The sequence below is a fragment of the Paenibacillus melissococcoides genome, from assembly GCA_944800085.1.
In the GTDB taxonomy this organism is placed as follows: domain Bacteria; phylum Bacillota; class Bacilli; order Paenibacillales; family Paenibacillaceae; genus Paenibacillus_B; species Paenibacillus_B melissococcoides.
The window spans coordinates 209,597-225,912 of sequence record CALYLO010000001.1 but is presented as its reverse complement, the minus strand read 5'-3'; the positions used below and the strand labels follow the sequence as shown (position 1 = coordinate 225,912).

Here is a 16,316-nt window from a genome sequence, read left to right as displayed (position 1 = left end):
TATCCTTCAGATTGACCAAAATAGGAAACGATTCGACATTATTTTCGTATTTCTTGGTATGAAGCCATTCTTTGCATATAAGGGGGGCATCGGGAATGAACAAGCCATACATAACGCGGCCGCTCCGCCGCAGTGCACTTATCGCATCCATGTTCTGCTTCTTGCTTCTCTCCGGCCAGCCTGCGGCGCATGCCGGGTGGTGGAGCACGATCAAGGATATTTCCGAACTGCCCGCAGAAGTCAATGCGTTGAAGGAGAATTACCGCCAGACCGTCGACCAATTAGAGCAAGCTCATCAAAATATGGAGATATACCGGCAGGAAAACCAAAAATTAATCGAGCAGAATCAGGAGCTCACCCGCATGGTTGCCGAGTTGAAGCAGCTCGAAGAGGAACGCCAGGCGAGCTACCGCAAGATGAGGGCGCTGCTAATCACGGCGGCCGGCCTTCTGATTGGGTATTTCATGCTGCTGCGCGGCCTGCGTATCTGGATGCGAGTTCGCGCAAGATAGGAGGAGTTCCGGATGGACATCATATTTGAACACGAGAACCATACGAACGGACAAGCCGTCACCTTCCGGGTTCAAGAGGGAGAGCAGGTGAACGTGCTCCATCCGCAGCAGATTATCGCCTATCGCGGCGCTCCCGGCGGGCGCTCCGACCGGCTGATGACCGCCAAGGGCATGTACCGCAAGAAGAAGCTTATCCAGGCCCGCTTCACCGGACCCTGCGAATTTCTGACCGCGCTGCCCCCCGGATTCAGCATGAAGCCCGTTCCGTTGACCGGGGAGAGCGACCTGCTCTATGACGTGCGTCATCTGTTGTTCTATACGGAAGGGATTACGATGCAGACCCGCATCTTGAGCATGAAGAACATGCTCATCACGCAGGATGTCGTCAAGGTGAAGTTCTCCGGCGAAGGGCAGATCGGCATCCTGACCCAGGGCACGGCTTGCGATACCGAGCTCCACCCGGACCAGCCCCTCTACGTGGACGCAGGCAGCGTTATCGCCTACCCCGAGAACGCGAAGCTGGAATTATGCGTATACGGCAATCATCTCGCCAGCCAACATATGAATTATCATTGGAAGATGACCGGCAGGGGCTCCGTTCTTATCCAGGCCGGAAGGCAGAATCAATCGCTCGTGAACGAGATGAACGATGAAGGACTGTTCAAGCGCATTCTGCGCGAGGTCATCCCGTTCGGGGGCGTATTTATCAAATAGAGCGGGGAGCCGTATTATCGAGGTACCGTCTCGGAGGGAATGAGCGTACAAGATCGTAAAGAGCCGATGATCAAACCGCAATTGATCTTCGGCTCTTCCTTCCGCCTTAGCCCCTGCGACTCGGGATGCTTCGTCAAGCAGATACTTCTGACGGGCTTCGTATTCCATCCGCGTCTGTTCATCCTGACTCAAAAATTCCAAGGTGGTCATCGCTTTTTTCAGCATTGGTTCGTTCATTGTCAACACCTCCCATTTCGCTTTGTCTACACCTTTCAAAAACAATAACCAATTCACTAAACCGCCCTTCACTGGAACCTCGTATTGATTCAGCTTGGGCAGTTCCATGACATGGATTTCAAGATCATCAATAAGCGGAATAAGCGAATGATCTTCGCGCAAATGAAATACATTATGGTATCGTTCATTCGGCAGGCACGAATAGTTCAAAATATTGATTGTCACACTCCACAGCCGGAAAAGTAACGGTAACCTCGGTTCCGACGCCTTTCTCGCTGTGGAACTCCAGCTTGCCCTGCATCACTTCGATGATGCGGAAGGTCACCATCAGCCCCAGTCCGGTACCCTTCGTCTTGTTGGAGTAATAGGGCTCGCCCAGCCGCGCCAGCTCCTTCCTGTTCATTCCTACCCCGTTGTCCCGAATCCGGATGATAACCTGCCCGTCCTGCTTATGAGCGGCAATCCGGATCCATCCGTTGCTGTGCAGAGCCTCAATGCTGTTCTTGACCAGATTGATAAATGCCTGCTTGAACTTGGACGAGTTCCCTTCAATCGTGAGATCGGGCGGCACGTCGATCGTAATCTCCGCCCCCTGCATATTGGCCAGCGGCAGGAGGACCCCTTGGACATGCTCCAATTCCTCCCGCACATTCAGCAGGGCGAGCTCATTGAGCTCGGGCTTCGCAAAGGTGAGGAAATCGGTAATAATGCCGGATGCCCGATCCAGTTCGGTCAGCGCCAAATGATAGTATTCCTTCTCCTTCGGACCGGACTGCTTCTCCAGCAGTTGGAGGAAGCCCCGAGTCACCTGCAGCGGATTCCGCACTTCATGGGCGACGGAAGCGGCCAGCTCGCTAATGATCTCCATCTTTTCCGAACGCTGTAGCCGGTGATTGTACAGCTCCAGCTCCTTCGAGTATTGAACGACCTGCTCGTGATTACGCGCGATTTTGCGGCCCAAAATAATGATAAGGGCCACGACGAACAGCAGGATCCCCCACTTCCAGTACACCATATAATAATAGCCGGGATGAAGCAGGAACCAGATTAATTCGCATCCGGTAATCAACGCAAAGGCGACAAATCCGACGCAGAACAGAATGGCGTCTTTATCTTTGTGGAAGGCGTAACGGATGGACGCCGAGATCAGCACGACGAACTGAATCAGTATCAGGAAGCCGAGCACGCGAATCGACAGGAAATAGTACATATCATAAAAGCGGTTATCCGCCAAAATATTAAGGAACAGAACGGCCAGAGACAGAATGGAATACGCGGTCTGGAGCTGCCGGAGCCTGCGGATAATCCAATACGGGCCCGGGCCGAACATCAATTCGAAATAATAGGTAAGCAGCGGGAAAAAGACCAGCATCGCAAAATCATAAATAACGAGCGACCATACCTCGGTATAGAAAAAATACGTATAGGTAAACGATGAGTACGTAAAGATCATCACCCCTGCGCATAGAATGAGCACGCAGAGTGACAGCCAGCTTGAGAAAAATATGTTCCGGAGAAACAGTGTGCAAATCAGCATGACAACCGCAATAAGTATCAGGGCGCTCCCCATGACGACATTGACGAGCCCTTGCTTGACATACTCGGGAAGCAGCTCTTGATAGTCTCCGATTCTGATCGTGTCATGAATGCCCAACTGTCCGGAAGGGGTCTGGACATGAAAATAAAGCACCTGCTCCTCTTCGCTGGGATCCAGGCCAATAAGCACCGGATTCATGTCGAAGGAGAACAGCCGCGAAGAACGGAACAGGCTTCGCCCTTCTTCCGAAAATGCCTCTACTTCGCAGGCATAAACCTGTTCAATCCAGAGCCCGGGCTTGTCCCACTGCAGCGGCGGCAGCCTGAAGCGGAACCAGGCCGATCGGGCCCCTTCGGGCTTGCCGGGTTCTCCTTCGCGAATATCGACATCTATCCAGCCCTCATCCGTAGAGGAAATGTCCTTCCATTCCCGGGCCGATGTCTCCCAGAGCACCTGCCATTGCGTCACCCCCAGTTCTCCCTGCTCCGCTTCTGCCCACAGAAGAGAAGGGCACAGAAGAAAGGCCGCCATGAGAAGTATGAACGACACCGTTGAATATTTAAAAATTGTTCTCATGAGGCACCTCTGTCCGTTCCAATTTGTAATGAGATGGTGAACCCCATCCTACACTGGCACTATTTCGACAGTTATCGCTAATTTCCTTCTCTATCCGCCACGAATCCCTTGCACTGCTTTTGTTTTTCGACATTCTGTTTCTTATGTTGTTGCTCCGATGATTGATGGCTTCTATAATAGGGGTACTAAGAATGCAGGATTTTTTGTCGCAGCGGATCCAGGAGTAGACCCGATTTCGACCCAGGAGGACGGTAATATGGAATGGTTCGACGATTACAAGGAGGATTTGGAGGCGATATTTGCAGAGGCGGCGCGCCTTATCTCATCGTTCCCGGCACCGTTGCAGGAGATGGGCCTTCATTATTTGGAAAAGTCCAACCCGCTGCTTACTGAGTCAACTAACTATATCTGCTATTTGCTCCCGTTCTGGCTGCAGGAGGCAACCGGGGCAAAGCGATGCGATTCCCGCCGTTTGGGAATGGCGGGGGTCTTCATGATGCTGCACTATTGCTTGCTGGATGATGTCATGGACAGCCCTCGGCAAGGAAGTTGGCATAAGACATTGGCGCTCGGACATCTGTGTTACATCGAATATGAAAAGGTTTACCGTGAACTATTCCCTGCCTTCTCGCCGTTCTGGTATGCCTTCAGCCGCTGCAGCGCCGAATGGGCCGAGGCTGTCAGCATGGAACTGGAGCATGACTTCTTCCTCAACGAGCGGATTAGAGTCGCGCACAAAGCGTCCCCCGTCAAGCTGTCCGCCGTAGGAGCCGCTTATCTTGGCGGAACGGATCATTTGCTGCCAGCCATCACGGCCGCGGTAGAGACTGTGCTCGTCACGCTGCAAATGTCCGATGACGCAGAGGACTGGGAGAAGGATTTGCGGGAAGGGAGCTATAATTGCCTATTGTCCTGGATCCGCTCCATGACGAACCGGCCCCTAGGCGCTCCGCTGACGCCCGACGAGGTGCGCCAGGCCATTACCGTGTCCGACGCCTTGCAGGGCTATGCTGCTATCGCGGCAGAGAACCATGCTCGGCTTCAGCGGCTGCCTGTCGCCTCTCCGAACTTGCTCGCCTTCCATCAAGCGATGGCCGACAGTCTTAGGCAAGAAGCGGAGAACATATATGAGGAAAGAAATAAGCTGATGGCAGGCGGATTTTCATATATATTGTCTAATCTTGCAAAATAGGAACTGGTGGGTCGGAATCTTTCAATGGTAATCTACCTATAATCTTGTGAATCTACAACTATGGAGGGATAAGTTATATGTCTATTAATCAAATGCATATGAACCAAATCGTGCAAAGAGCATGGGAAGACGCCACGTTCAAAGAGAAGCTGCTTGCCGATCCGAAGGCCGCTATCAAGGAATTATTAGGTATTTCTATTCCTGACCATATTCAATTGACTACGGTAGAAGAGACATCTGATCAATACGTGCTGGTCATCCCGCCGAATCCAGCGGAGGTTATGAAAACTGCTTCAACAGCGAGAAAGGGAATTTGGTAACTGATAACTAAAAAGAAGAGGTGCTCCTGAGAGCCCTCTTCTTTTATATTTATCTTGAAACAGAAGGAAAAGAGACGGTAATGACGGTACCAACGCCCTTCTCGCTCTTGATATCCATTTTCCCCTGCATTACTTCAATAATGCGGAAAGTAACCATCAACCCAAGCCCGGTCCCCTTCGTCTTATTCGAGAAGTACGGCTCGCCTAGCCGCTTCAGTTCCTCCTCATCCATGCCGATCCCATTATCCTCAATTCGGATAATAACCTGCCCTTCCCGCTCGAATGCCTTGACCAGAATCAGTCCTTTTTCGGTGAACGCCTCAATGCTGTTTTTAATCATATTAATAAAGGCTTGCTTGAACTTGGACGAGTTCCCCTGAATCCGGAGATTCGGATTAGCATCCAATTCGATCGCGCCCCCATGCATTGTCGCCATCGGCATCAAGATGCCCTCGATATGCTTCAGTTCATCAGCTACATCGAGGATATGAATTTCGTCCAACTCCGGCTTCGCGAACGTTAAGAAATCCGTAATAATTTCAGAAGCACGATCAAGCTCGGTCAGGGCGAGGTTGAGATATTTCTGTTCCTTCGTTCCCATCTTGCCGCCAAGCAGCTGGAGAAATCCCCTTGTCACCTGCAGCGGATTCCTAACTTCATGCGCAACGGATGCGGCCAACTCGCTTAATATTTCCATCTTCTCTGACTGCTGTAATTTGCCATTGAATAATTCCAGTTCCTTCGCATAGAAAATTACACGTCGGTGATTTTCTGCAATTCTTCGTCCCAGTATATGAATGAGACACACAACAAAACAGACAACCCCCCACTTCCATAAATGTAGTTCATATTCCCTCGATACAAAAGTGTACCAACTAACTTCACCCACAGCCATAATAGAGAACAAGCTGAAACCAAGTGTAAACAAGATTGCATCCTTGTTCTTGCGAATGGCATGGCTAATTGAGAAGATTAACAATAAGATAAACAGGATAATCATATAAATACTAAATATGTGTATTGAAAACAAAGTATAAATCTGGTCGGAATCATCCTTCTTGATTTCGAAAAAATACAAAAATAAAAGGAACCAGATAACCGAATAAAAAACTTGGAATATAAAAAATCTAAGAATGATTTTATAAGGACCGCTTCCCAAAAATTTCATAAAGAAATAGGTCAAGCTAGGAAACAATACCATCATTGCTAGATCAAAAAATCTAACGCTCAAATGCCCCCACTCTCTGAAAAACGAATAGGTGAACTTTGAGTATGTTATCGTCACTATGCCTAGGGAAAAGATAACAAGTGTTAAGGATAGCCAGCTTGGGAGCTCGATTCCACGCAGAAAAATTGCACATATAAACATAATGAAAGCAATAAGTATCAGGCTGCTTCCTATAACTATCTCCGTAAGCCCTTCCTTAACATATTTCACTTGAAGCGGCTGGTATTCACCTACAATGACTGGCACTTGAATCCCGACTCTTCCCTTGTTAGCAGTTGTATGAATAAATATCGTACTGTATTCTGGATCCAGTGGGACAAAGACATGATAAATATCGTGAAAGTAATCCCTTGAATCATGGAATAGCCTTCTGCCATCATGTCCCCATACATCTAGTGTATTCGCGTACAACTTCCCAATATAAAGCGCCGGTTGATCTTGATCCAGCTCCGGCAACCGAATCCGAAACCATGCCGAGTTCACGCCCTCCGGCAGCTTCGGAATCGATTTCCTGCTATCGACCTTCTCCCAGCCTTCCCGGGCGGACGCGATGTCCTCCCACGTCCTAGGACTCGTCTCCCACATCACTTCCCATTCGTGCAGCTTGATGCTCTGCGGTTCAGGCTCCGCTCTACCGATAGCAGGGTCCATAAGCCACCCGAACAGCAACAGGAATAAGAAGAAGACGTCTATGTATCTTCGCACACTCATCGCACACCCCTACACGTTTCTCTTGGTTTCGCCAATTTGCCCCATTTCGCAATAATTCTACAAAAAGAGAGCCAATTCCTTCTTTAAATTTTCAAATATTTACTTATATTCAAATAACGAACGTTCTACGGTCTGTCCGTATAATTAGGGATTCTTCTCCATGCACCGTTATATAAGATAAGGGAACTAATTGAAACAGACTAGGAAAATTCTCCCCCCCTTTGCCGCTGATAGATGCAGAGGGGAACGGCCGTATCTACGTATGGAAGCAACGCTAGATGGATTGGAACGCTGCGGGTTTTATCATGTGGAGTTATCGAATAGGAAGAAAATGTTGTAATTGATCGAATCGCGTCACATCATGTCGCCGATAAATTGAGAGAAGCTCTCTTTTCTGCGATAATGATTATGCTACTGGATGAGAGCGGGAAATTCAAGAAAACGTTATGTTACATCTATCATCAATATTAGATATACATCTGTGGAAATGAGGGGATTCTGTTGCAATTCGTGTTTGATTTGGATGGTACCATATGCTTCCGCGGGAAGCCGCTGACGGACCCGATTGTGCAATGTCTGGAGGACTTGGGCCAAAAGGGCCATGAAGTGATTTTCGCCTCCGCCCGCCCGATTCGGGATATGCTGCCTGTGCTGCCTGAATCTCTCCATGGCGGTTCGCTTATCGGGGGGAACGGCTCCATGATCGCCAAGAACGGCCGGGTCGTGCACACCGAAGCCTTCACGGCAGAGCAGGCTTCGGCGCTGCTTGCGCTTATCGCCGAGCATGAAGCCGCCTACCTCATCGACAGCGACTGGGACTATGCTTACACCGGTCCGGACGACCATCCGATTCGGAACAATCTGGACCCGTCCCGGCTGGCGCGCTGCATTGCCCTCGAAGAGCTGAAGACGATCGTGAAAATTCTGATACTATCTGCTCGCGATATGGAAGGGCTGGCCGAGAAGCTGTCCCGTCTCGGGGTCGTCGTCCATCGTCACCGCCACGAGGACGTCATCGATCTCAGTCCGCCGAATATTCATGGAACGCGCTCCAGCGCCTCGGCGTCAAGGAAGGCGGCTTCATCGCCTTCGGCAACGACGCGAACGATATCCCGATGTTCCGGACGGCCGGGCATGCGGTCATGATGGGCCATCATCCGGAGCTGGCCGCCTATGCGACGGAAGACATTCCGCTCCAGGGAGACGATGAACCGCGGATTATCGCCAAGATTCAGGAGCTCGCGGCACGGCATCCATTGATGGCAACGAGCTGAACCGGGATGCCATATTGTCAACAAGACTGCCAAAGGGGGTGTCTCACAGGCACTGCAAAATGATGGAAATGACGAGTTAAAAGAGAATGTGGATGAGGAAAAACGGCGGCGCAAACCGGTGGAAGATGGATGAAGCAGTGAAATGCTGCGTGGATGCATCAATCTCTGCTCTTTAAGCTGCTATTTGATGAAATTCCTGCAAAAGTACATGATGTTCATCGATTTTTATCTTTTATCGATTGGATAGTCAGAAATTGATGCCGTTTTGCAGGATTCCCTGTAACGGAGTATACGCCATAAAGCAAAGCTGCAGTTTTGCAGTTATCGGCGAGTCGAGCTTTGAGAATCAGGGGGGGCTGTCTCACTGTAGTGAAAATACTACTTTTGGGACACCCCCTTTTTTCATGCGGTTCGACCGCGCCCAAGATTCCCCCGCCGGATTATACCATGTTGAACCCAAACACCTGCAGCAAGGTAACCAAGACAAAGGAGATAATTCCTGCGATTTTGGCAGGGTGAGTAAATTTATAACTGTGAAAGGGCGTAATCCGGTTAACGATCCACCAAAACAAAAGTGCCCCTGCCAGGATGAGAAGAGAACCTGCTATCATATATTCCATTGAATTCGCAACGTTTACGACATGAGTGATAAAAAGAACCCACAAATAACCTAAAAAGCCGTGGATAACAATGGACTGTACTACTTCTTTAATAGTCATGATCATCTCCCTTTAGCAAGAGCTTGTCAATCTGTCCTTTCCCAAGATGATTCCCCCCGAAGCCGGTGGCATCTCAACTCTCATCGTGATTTAAAACAATCCATCCCTCCGGCTGGAACGCCAGCAGTCAGATCTCCCAGGATAGCCGGCAGCCGCATGGGCAGCGAGCGGGAGGCCCGCTCTCAGCCCGGCCCCCACCCGACAAGCGGCAGCCGGACCGCCATATAATACGCTGCCACCACCAGTCCGAGCATCGCGAGCGTGAAGCCGATGTCGGAACGGGTATACCGCGTCGCATAGTAATATGTGCGCGCTTTTCCCATCTGGAACCGCTTCGCTTCCATGGCAACGGCGACGCGCTGGGCCCGGCGGATGCTCTGCGCCAGCAGCGGCAGCGCGTAGTTCCGCAGCCGCTCGTACATGCCCTTGATTCCCTTGGCATAGCGCACGCCCCGCACGGTCAGCGCATCGGATCGCGTACGGATGTCGTCCCAGACCGCGGGAAGCATCCGAATCGAGGCGATGAAGCTGTAGGCGTACTTGGCGGGAAGCCGGAACTGCTGCATCAAGGCGTAGAAGAGCTGAATCGGCTTCGTCGTCAAGGCGAAGGCCAGTCCCAGCATGCCGAAGCTCAGCGTCTTGCAGCCCAGCATCAGACCGCGGTAGAAGCTCTCCTCGGAGATGCGAATCAGCCCCCACGTCCACCAGATATGCTCGCCTTTGCCGAACAGGATCATCGTCGAAGCGGAAGAGATGAACAAGAACAGGAACGGCAGCGTAATCAGCAGCACCTTCTTCCGGGAATGGCCGCTGAATAGGAACAGCAGCAGCGTATAGGCCATCAACTGATTCAAGGCGAAGTCGAATTGCCTGTTCAACAAGGTGACAAGAAGCAGCAGCACGAAGACGAACAGCTTATAGGCCGGGTTGACGCGATGCAGCCAGGTCTCGGTTTCCGGTACCAGCAGATTCATGTAATCTGCGCCTCCCGTTCCCCGATCGTGTCCAGCACCGTAAGACTGCCCCGTTCGACCTGCCACACGCGATCGGCATAGTGGCGGACGATATTCAGATCGTGCGTGACCATCACGATGGCCGTCCCCGCCGCCCGGAGACTCTCCAGCTTATCGAGGATCGCGAACGTGTTCCTCGCGTCTTGGCCGAAGGTCGGCTCGTCAAGCAGCAGCACCGGATGCTCCCGCACGACGGCGGTGGCGACGCTGAGGCGGCGCTTCTGCCCGAGCGAGAGATGATACGGATGCCGGTCCGCTCCCATATCCAGATCGAAGGCCGCCATCAAAGCCGTCACCTGCCGCTCGATCTCCGCGTCAGACCCTTCCGCCAGCCGCAAGCCGTAAGCCAGCTCCTCGTAGACGGAATCGGCCAGGAACTGCATCTCCGGGTTCTGGAAGACGAAGGCCAGCTCCTCCGGCGGCTCCGGCCGGGCCTGCCGGAACCAGCCGCGCTTCTTCGGCTCCGGGACGGGGCGTCCACCGATTACATAGGAGCCGCCGGCGCGAAGCAGCCGCATCAGGGACAGCAGCAGCGTGCTCTTGCCCGCCCCGTTCGGGCCCGTGACGGCAATCCATTCGCCAGGATAGACATCGGCCGCCTCGACGGCGATCGCCTCGGCTTCTCCCCGGTACCCGCAGAACCCGCGCAAGGCGATGATCGGCTCCGCCCGAAGAGCGGCAGCCGCTTCGGCCTGGCGCTGCCGCCGCTTGGCGCTCGCGATCGCGTGGTACGCCTCCGATTTCACGTGATCCCGCCACACATCCGGATACCAGATGCCGTATTCGATCAGCTTCTCCTTATGCATCGTAAAAATAGCGCCCGGCTCGCCATCTGCCATAATGCGGCCCTCGTCGTCGAACAGCACGACCCGATCGACGATATCGGCCACCAGATCCAGCTTGTGCTCCACGATGAGCAGCGTATGCGAGCCGGCGATCTCCTTCACCGTAACCCAGATCTGCTTCGTCCCCTCCGGATCGAGCAGAGCCGAAGGTTCGTCCAGGAACAGCACCTCCGGCTCCAGCAGCAGGACGGAGGCGAGCGCGAGCCGCTGCTTCATGCCTTGCGACAGCGCCGCAATCGGCGTATGCAGATCATCCAGCCGTAACCCGACCCGCTCCAAAATGCTTATCATGCGCGGCTCCATCTGCTTCCGCGGAACCGACAGATTCTCCAGTACGAATGCCAATTCCTCATCGACATACGGCATGCAGAACTGGGTATCCGGGTCCTGGAACACGAAGCCCCAGCTATCCGGGAGCTGCCTCCGCTCATATTTGAGCGGCACTTCCACCGAGTCAGGCATAATGCCGCTCAGCACCTGCAGCAGCGTTGATTTGCCGCAGCCGCTCGGTCCGAGCAGCAGCACCTTCTCCCCCGCAGCAATGGAGAAGGAGAGGTCCTTGAACAGCAAGGACGCCTCTCCCGGGAATTTCAATCTCAGATTCGTAATCGCGGCCGCGGTTGAGGCCGCCCGTGCTTGTGTCAATCCCAACACCCCATCGTTGTTGTGCCATTGATGCCGGCCTGGCGCCTGCCCGCCAGCCTGTGTCCTGCGCGCTTACCGATCCAGTGCCGCGTATTCTTCCTTCGCGACCGGCCGAATCGACTTGGTCACCCCGGTCGCCTCCAGCGCGCGCATCAGGAAGTAAGCGAAGATGCCGGCGAACGTGAAGGCGCTGATGATGCGCAGCCCGTATTTCAGCACAAGCACCCATGTCTCGTAATCGGCGTAGCCGTAACCGAGATCGACGAGGAACGATCCGGCCGCCGACATGATTCCGGCCGTTCCGGCGATCGCTAATCCTCCCCGGCGGTAACGCGCCAGGGCAAATACGAGCTCGGCCGCCAAGCCTTGGACGAATCCGTACACGATCGTCTCCAGCCCCCATGCCGACCCGAGCAGGGCCGACAGATTGGCTGCGGCCAGACTGGCAATGAGCGCGACGCCCGGCTTGCGGATGAGCAAGTAGGCGAACGGCCCGGCCATGAACCACATGCCGTAAGTCAATTGCCCCGCCTGCGGGAACAGCGGCTTCACGATGCTGTACACGCTGTCCCACAGCTTGAAGATAACGCCGAAGACGACCCCGATCATGACGGTAATGAGAATGTCATGGAATCGCAAACCTTTCTTGTCATTTGCCTGTTCTTGCATTGCTACCCTCTCCCTTATCCCATGGTTCTAGAGTAAAGGGCTGAGATATTCAGCCCCTCCTCATCAAACCGTACGTGAGGTTTTCCCTCATACGGCTTTCCGATGTTCGTCATTCATGTGCATGCAACTCACAATAGTGTCTTTAATCCATGCATTTGACACAGCATCTTCACTTCGTATCCGGAACCACGCCAGCATTTACGCTGGCGTTTCTTTGCATACCATTTCGTCAGACGTTGCCGGATATACCAGTCTAACTTAGTCATCCATTTCGTGCTAAATGGTGTTGTGTAGTAATTCTTCCACCCTTGGATTTTCGGATTGAGCCATTTGACCTGTTCCTCGAATGAGACATGCCGCATGCTCGGCGGTGCTAGACGTTCCTTTACCACTTCCCGTATGTGTTTCTCTGCCTTCCTGCAGAGCCATTGCCGGGTCGTGTAATATACTTGGTTTTGTCCTGTTTCCGCTTTCGTCTTTCGGTGGTGCATGCCGAGGAAGTCAAATCCTTCTTCCCCCGTCCAGAGCCCTACTATCCGCGTTTTCTCTGGGTGCAGGGTCAGTTCTAGGCGCTCCATAATCGTACGAACTACTTTATACGCATGGAGCGCATCCTTCCTTGTCTTGCACACCACGACAAAATCGTCCGCATACCGCGTTAGTTCTCCAACTTCTTTACCGTGCTTTCCCCACATTCGGTCGAAATAGTTCAGATAGATGTTAGCTAGCAGGGGGGAGATCACTCCGCCTTGCGGCGTGCCCAAGTCGCTTCTTCTCACCTTGCCTTCTTCCATCACCCCGGCTTCGAGCCACATGCGGATTAGCTTGAGCATACGCCTGTCGCTGATGCGCATTTCCACCAGCTTCATCAGCTTCTCTTGGTTGATGTTGTCGAAGTACCCTTGGATATCGACGTCGACTACCCAGTTACCTTTGCGGTTACATGCTTTTCGTATTCGATCCAGCGCTTGTTTCGCACCGCGCTTCGGACGAAAGCCAAACGAACAGTCCTGAAAATCGACTTCGAAGATCGGTTCTGTCATCAGCTTTACTGCCATCTGTACGACGCGATCTTGTATGGTCGGGATGCCCAGTGGTCGTTTTCGTCCGTCTTTCTTTGGGATGTAGTGGCGTCTTACCGGTTGTGGTCGATAGCATTTCTGCACCAGACGTTCCCGGCACTCCTCGATAAACTGGCATTCACCCTTCTTCTCGATATCTGCCAGCGTCTCGCCATCTACGCCTGCCGCTCCCTTGTTCGCTCGTACACATCGCCATGCTTCCCACAGTACATCCAACCGGCATACCTTGTCGTACAACGCATGGAATCTTCTACTCTTGCTCGTCTTGGCAGCATGACCTAGCTTTTCTCGGAGTTGTTGAACTTTTTCTTTCGGTGTCGTTAGCCGCTTGGCATTCACTCACTCGTACCTCCTCCAAAAGCTTGAACAAAGCAGGGCCCCTTCCCTCCCGCAGGTTGTGCTGTCCTGCGTTCCCTGGTAGTATGAGCCCCTCGGACTCCCTTCCTGCAGATGACTCACTTCGCTCTCAGGCTTATAGAGCATCTCGCTACGAAAAAAAATTTTTTTTCGTGCAGGGGAGGGTCTCCCCAGTTCACTGCATCCTCTTTCAGACCATGCCGCTCCCCATACGCCGGAGGATTCTTCGCTGCCGCTCCAAGTTCTAACCAGCTTCCTTGGCCTTCGTCCATATGCGCGGGACTCGGCTTCCTCTTTTCCCTCTTGCGAGGCCTTTTTGACGACGCGGCAGGATTCACTTCATGTTACGGCCTGGCCTGTTGCTCGCCCTGTCTCCGACAGGTACTTTCGTCGATACGCTTCTACGTACAGATTTCTCCGTACGCAGGTATCCTAGCTACACGGGGACTTGGCTCCTCCCGTGACCGGACTTTCACCGGCTAGATGATGCGTGCTTCGCTGGGCACGCCATACAAAAAAACCGTCTGGAACCCAGACGGTAGAGTAAGCCGATGATCATCCTGCAGGCATGATCGCACGACAAATACACTGGTTCTCTACGCTGGCATTATCCAGATCAGATTAACGGTCCGTAGCGGTATACTGGCTACTATCTCAGCCTGACTCCTCAAGCACCCGAACTTGTATGAATATGTAATCGCCCCTATAATACCGCATTCCCGATTGGTTGGCAATGGCGGATGGCCGAGAGGCGAAGAAGAAGCGGTCCCCGAATCTTCGCCGCTATCCCATCGGTGGAGTCACCATAACCCGTGCCTATCATGCCGGCCAAGAATAGCGTTATGCCCCGAACTGGGCCTGATGCAGCCGGCTGTAGCTGCCGCCCAGCGCCAGCAGCTCGTCATGCCGCCCCTGCTCGGCGATGCCGTCTTCATTGACGACGATGATGCGGTCCGCATGCTTGATCGTAGCCAGGCGATGGGCGATGATCAGCGTCGTCCGCCCGGCCGCCAGTTCAGCCAGCGACTGCTGGATGGCCGCTTCGGTCTCGGTGTCCAGCGCCGACGTCGCCTCGTCGAGAATCAGAATCGGCGGATTCTTGAGGAACATGCGGGCGATGGCCAGCCGCTGCTTCTGCCCGCCGGACAGCTTCACGCCCCGTTCGCCCACGACCGTGTCCAGCCCAAGCGGCTGCGAACGGATGAACCCTCCAGCCGCGCCCGGCGCGGCCTCCATAATCTCGTCCTCGCTCGCGCCGAGCTTCCCGCAGGCAATGTTCTCGCGCAGCGTGCCCGCGAACAGGAACACATCCTGCTGCACGATTCCGATCTGCCGGCCGCTTCACACCCCGACGCTCGGCCGATCCGTCCCGATCGGCCGCCCGCCGCTACGCCTCGTAAGCTTGCAAGGCGATGACGGCATTATGCCCGCCGAAGCCGAAGGAATTCGAGATGCCGATCCGGGCCTCGATCCGGCGGGCCGTATGGGGAACATAATCGAGGTCGCAAGCCGGATCCGGCTCCTCCAGATTGATCGTCGGCGGCACGATGCCTTGCCGCAGCGTCTTCACGAGCGCAATCGCTTCGACGCCGCCCGCCGCGCCCAGCATATGGCCGAGCATCGATTTGTTGGCGGTGACCGGAATGCGGAACGCATCCTCGCCGAATACATCGTGAATCGCGCGCGTCTCCGACAGGTCGCCGACCTCGGTGCTGGTCGCATGGGCGCTGATGACGCCCACCTCCTCCGGCGCGATTCCCGCTTCCCGCAGCGCCGCTCTCATCGCCTGACTCGCCCCGCGCCCCTCCGGATGGCTCGCCACCATATGATACGCGTCGGAGCTCGCTCCATAGCCGATGACCTCCGCGAAGATCGGCGCCCCTCTGCGCAGCGCATGCGTCAGCGACTCCAGGATAACGATGCCGGCGCCTTCCGCCATCACGAATCCGTCCCGCCCCCGATCGAAGGGGCGGCTCGCCCGTTCCGGCTCGTCATTACAGGCCGACAATGCCGTCGCGTTGCCGAAGCTGGCCAACGCCAAATCCGTAAGGGCCGCCTCAGTTCCGCCGGCGATGACGACATCCGCGCCGCCCGCCCGAATCAGGCGGAACGCCTCCCCGATCGCCGTGTTCCCGATCGAGCATGCCGTCACGGGGGCCATCGACGGCCCGAGCGCGCCATACCGGATGCTGATCTGGGCTGCGGCCATATTCGCGATCATCATCGGAACAAGCGTCGGGCTGACCCGATCCGGCCCCCGTTCGCGCAGGAGCGCCTCCTGCTGCAGCATCGTCCGGATGCCGCCGATGCCCGATCCGACATAGACGCCCATCCGCTCGCCGTCCAGCCCGCTCCAGCGGTCGAGTTCCGCTTGGCGGTAAGCTTCCTCGGCCGCCGCCAGGGCGAACTGGGTGAAGCGGTCCAGCCGCCGCGCTTCCTTGCGCCCGAAGCGGGCTTCCGCATCGAAGTCCCGCACCTGGCCCGCGATGCGGACCTTGCAGGAGGAAGCATCGAACGCATCGATGGCGGAGATTCCCGACTGCCCGCGAATCAGCCCCTGCCATAGGGTATCCGTATCCTGGCCAAGCGGCGTGATGGCTCCCATCCCTGTAATGACGACTCTCTCCATATCCACGTCCTCCTTCACCGTACTGGTTGTCGTGTCGGATTTATTTTGTCATAGCG

General features: G+C 54.3%; 12 protein-coding genes, 3 pseudogenes and 1 riboswitch. Of the genes and pseudogenes, 5 read left to right on the top strand and 10 right to left on the bottom strand.

Annotation, left to right across the window (positions count from 1 at the left end):
• Window positions 1–95: 95 nt before the first annotated feature.
• Together OCY70_RS01040 and OCY70_RS01035 are read left to right on the top strand one after the other, a co-directional pair.
• Window positions 96–512 carry a hypothetical protein gene (locus OCY70_RS01040; RefSeq protein ID WP_213428049.1) on the top strand — a complete coding sequence of 139 codons (417 nt, stop codon included), beginning with the start codon at window positions 96–98 and terminating at the stop codon, window positions 510–512.
• 12 nt (window positions 513–524) lie between these two features.
• Window positions 525–1,226 carry an AIM24 family protein gene (locus OCY70_RS01035; protein ID WP_213428050.1) on the top strand — a complete coding sequence of 234 codons (702 nt, stop codon included), beginning with the start codon at window positions 525–527 and terminating at the stop codon, window positions 1,224–1,226.
• A gap of 87 nt (window positions 1,227–1,313) precedes the next feature.
• Here the strand turns inward: OCY70_RS01035 and OCY70_RS01030 are convergent.
• Both OCY70_RS01030 and OCY70_RS01025 read right to left on the bottom strand, forming a co-directional pair.
• Window positions 1,314–1,688 (bottom strand): annotated as a pseudogene (locus OCY70_RS01030) (Rpn family recombination-promoting nuclease/putative transposase); the annotation flags it as partial.
• The gene (locus OCY70_RS01025) at window positions 1,648–3,576 is read right to left on the bottom strand and encodes a sensor histidine kinase (protein WP_249725007.1); all 1,929 of its coding nucleotides are present in this window, start codon (window positions 3,574–3,576) and stop codon (window positions 1,648–1,650) included. The gene OCY70_RS01025 and the pseudogene OCY70_RS01030, both read right to left, overlap by 41 nt.
• 256 nt (window positions 3,577–3,832) lie before the next feature.
• On the opposite strand from OCY70_RS01025, the gene OCY70_RS01020 reads away from it, so the two are divergent.
• Together OCY70_RS01020 and OCY70_RS01015 are read left to right on the top strand one after the other, a co-directional pair.
• Window positions 3,833–4,768: a methionine synthase I gene (locus OCY70_RS01020; protein ID WP_213428051.1), complete on the top strand. Its 936-nt coding sequence runs from the start codon at window positions 3,833–3,835 to the stop codon at window positions 4,766–4,768.
• A 77-nt stretch (window positions 4,769–4,845) separates the two neighbouring features.
• Window positions 4,846–5,088: an NHLP leader peptide family RiPP precursor gene (locus OCY70_RS01015; RefSeq protein WP_213428052.1), complete on the top strand. Its 243-nt coding sequence runs from the start codon at window positions 4,846–4,848 to the stop codon at window positions 5,086–5,088.
• A 49-nt stretch (window positions 5,089–5,137) separates the two neighbouring features.
• Here the strand turns inward: OCY70_RS01015 and OCY70_RS01010 are convergent, their stop codons facing one another.
• Complete coding sequence (locus OCY70_RS01010) at window positions 5,138–7,027, bottom strand: sensor histidine kinase (RefSeq protein ID WP_213428053.1); 1,890 nt, start codon at window positions 7,025–7,027, stop codon at window positions 5,138–5,140.
• A 501-nt stretch (window positions 7,028–7,528) separates the two neighbouring features.
• Here OCY70_RS01010 and OCY70_RS01005 point away from each other — a divergent pair.
• A pseudogene (locus tag OCY70_RS01005) lies at window positions 7,529–8,301 on the top strand (HAD-IIB family hydrolase).
• Window positions 8,302–8,741: 440 nt separating this feature from the next.
• Here the strand turns inward: OCY70_RS01005 and OCY70_RS01000 are convergent.
• The 7 genes and pseudogenes from OCY70_RS01000 to fabF all read right to left on the bottom strand — a co-directional run bounded on the left by OCY70_RS01000 (window position 8,742) and on the right by fabF (window position 16,260).
• Entirely contained in the window at window positions 8,742–9,020 is a 279-nt protein-coding gene (locus OCY70_RS01000) for a hypothetical protein (protein ID WP_213428054.1), read from the bottom strand.
• Window positions 9,021–9,202: 182 nt separating this feature from the next.
• Window positions 9,203–9,994, bottom strand: a complete 792-nt coding sequence (locus OCY70_RS00995) for an energy-coupling factor transporter transmembrane component T family protein (RefSeq protein WP_213428055.1) — start codon at window positions 9,992–9,994, stop codon at window positions 9,203–9,205.
• Complete coding sequence (locus OCY70_RS00990; protein WP_261944502.1) at window positions 9,991–11,532, bottom strand: ABC transporter ATP-binding protein; 1,542 nt, start codon at window positions 11,530–11,532, stop codon at window positions 9,991–9,993. Before OCY70_RS00990 ends, OCY70_RS00995 begins: the two co-directional genes overlap by 4 nt.
• Window positions 11,533–11,595: 63 nt before the next feature.
• Complete coding sequence (locus OCY70_RS00985) at window positions 11,596–12,192, bottom strand: ECF transporter S component (protein ID WP_261944501.1); 597 nt, start codon at window positions 12,190–12,192, stop codon at window positions 11,596–11,598.
• Between the two features lie 128 nt (window positions 12,193–12,320).
• Entirely contained in the window at window positions 12,321–13,613 is a 1,293-nt protein-coding gene (gene ltrA / locus OCY70_RS00980; protein WP_261944500.1) for a group II intron reverse transcriptase/maturase, read from the bottom strand.
• 594 nt (window positions 13,614–14,207) lie between these two features.
• A riboswitch (TPP riboswitch) is annotated at window positions 14,208–14,320 on the bottom strand.
• Window positions 14,321–14,471: 151 nt separating this feature from the next.
• Window positions 14,472–14,966: pseudogene (locus tag OCY70_RS00975) on the bottom strand (ATP-binding cassette domain-containing protein); the annotation flags it as partial.
• A 52-nt stretch (window positions 14,967–15,018) separates the two neighbouring features.
• On the bottom strand, window positions 15,019–16,260 hold the full coding sequence (gene fabF / locus OCY70_RS00970) for a beta-ketoacyl-ACP synthase II (protein WP_213430915.1): 1,242 nt from the start codon (window positions 16,258–16,260) through the stop codon (window positions 15,019–15,021).
• Window positions 16,261–16,316: the final 56 nt, after the last annotated feature.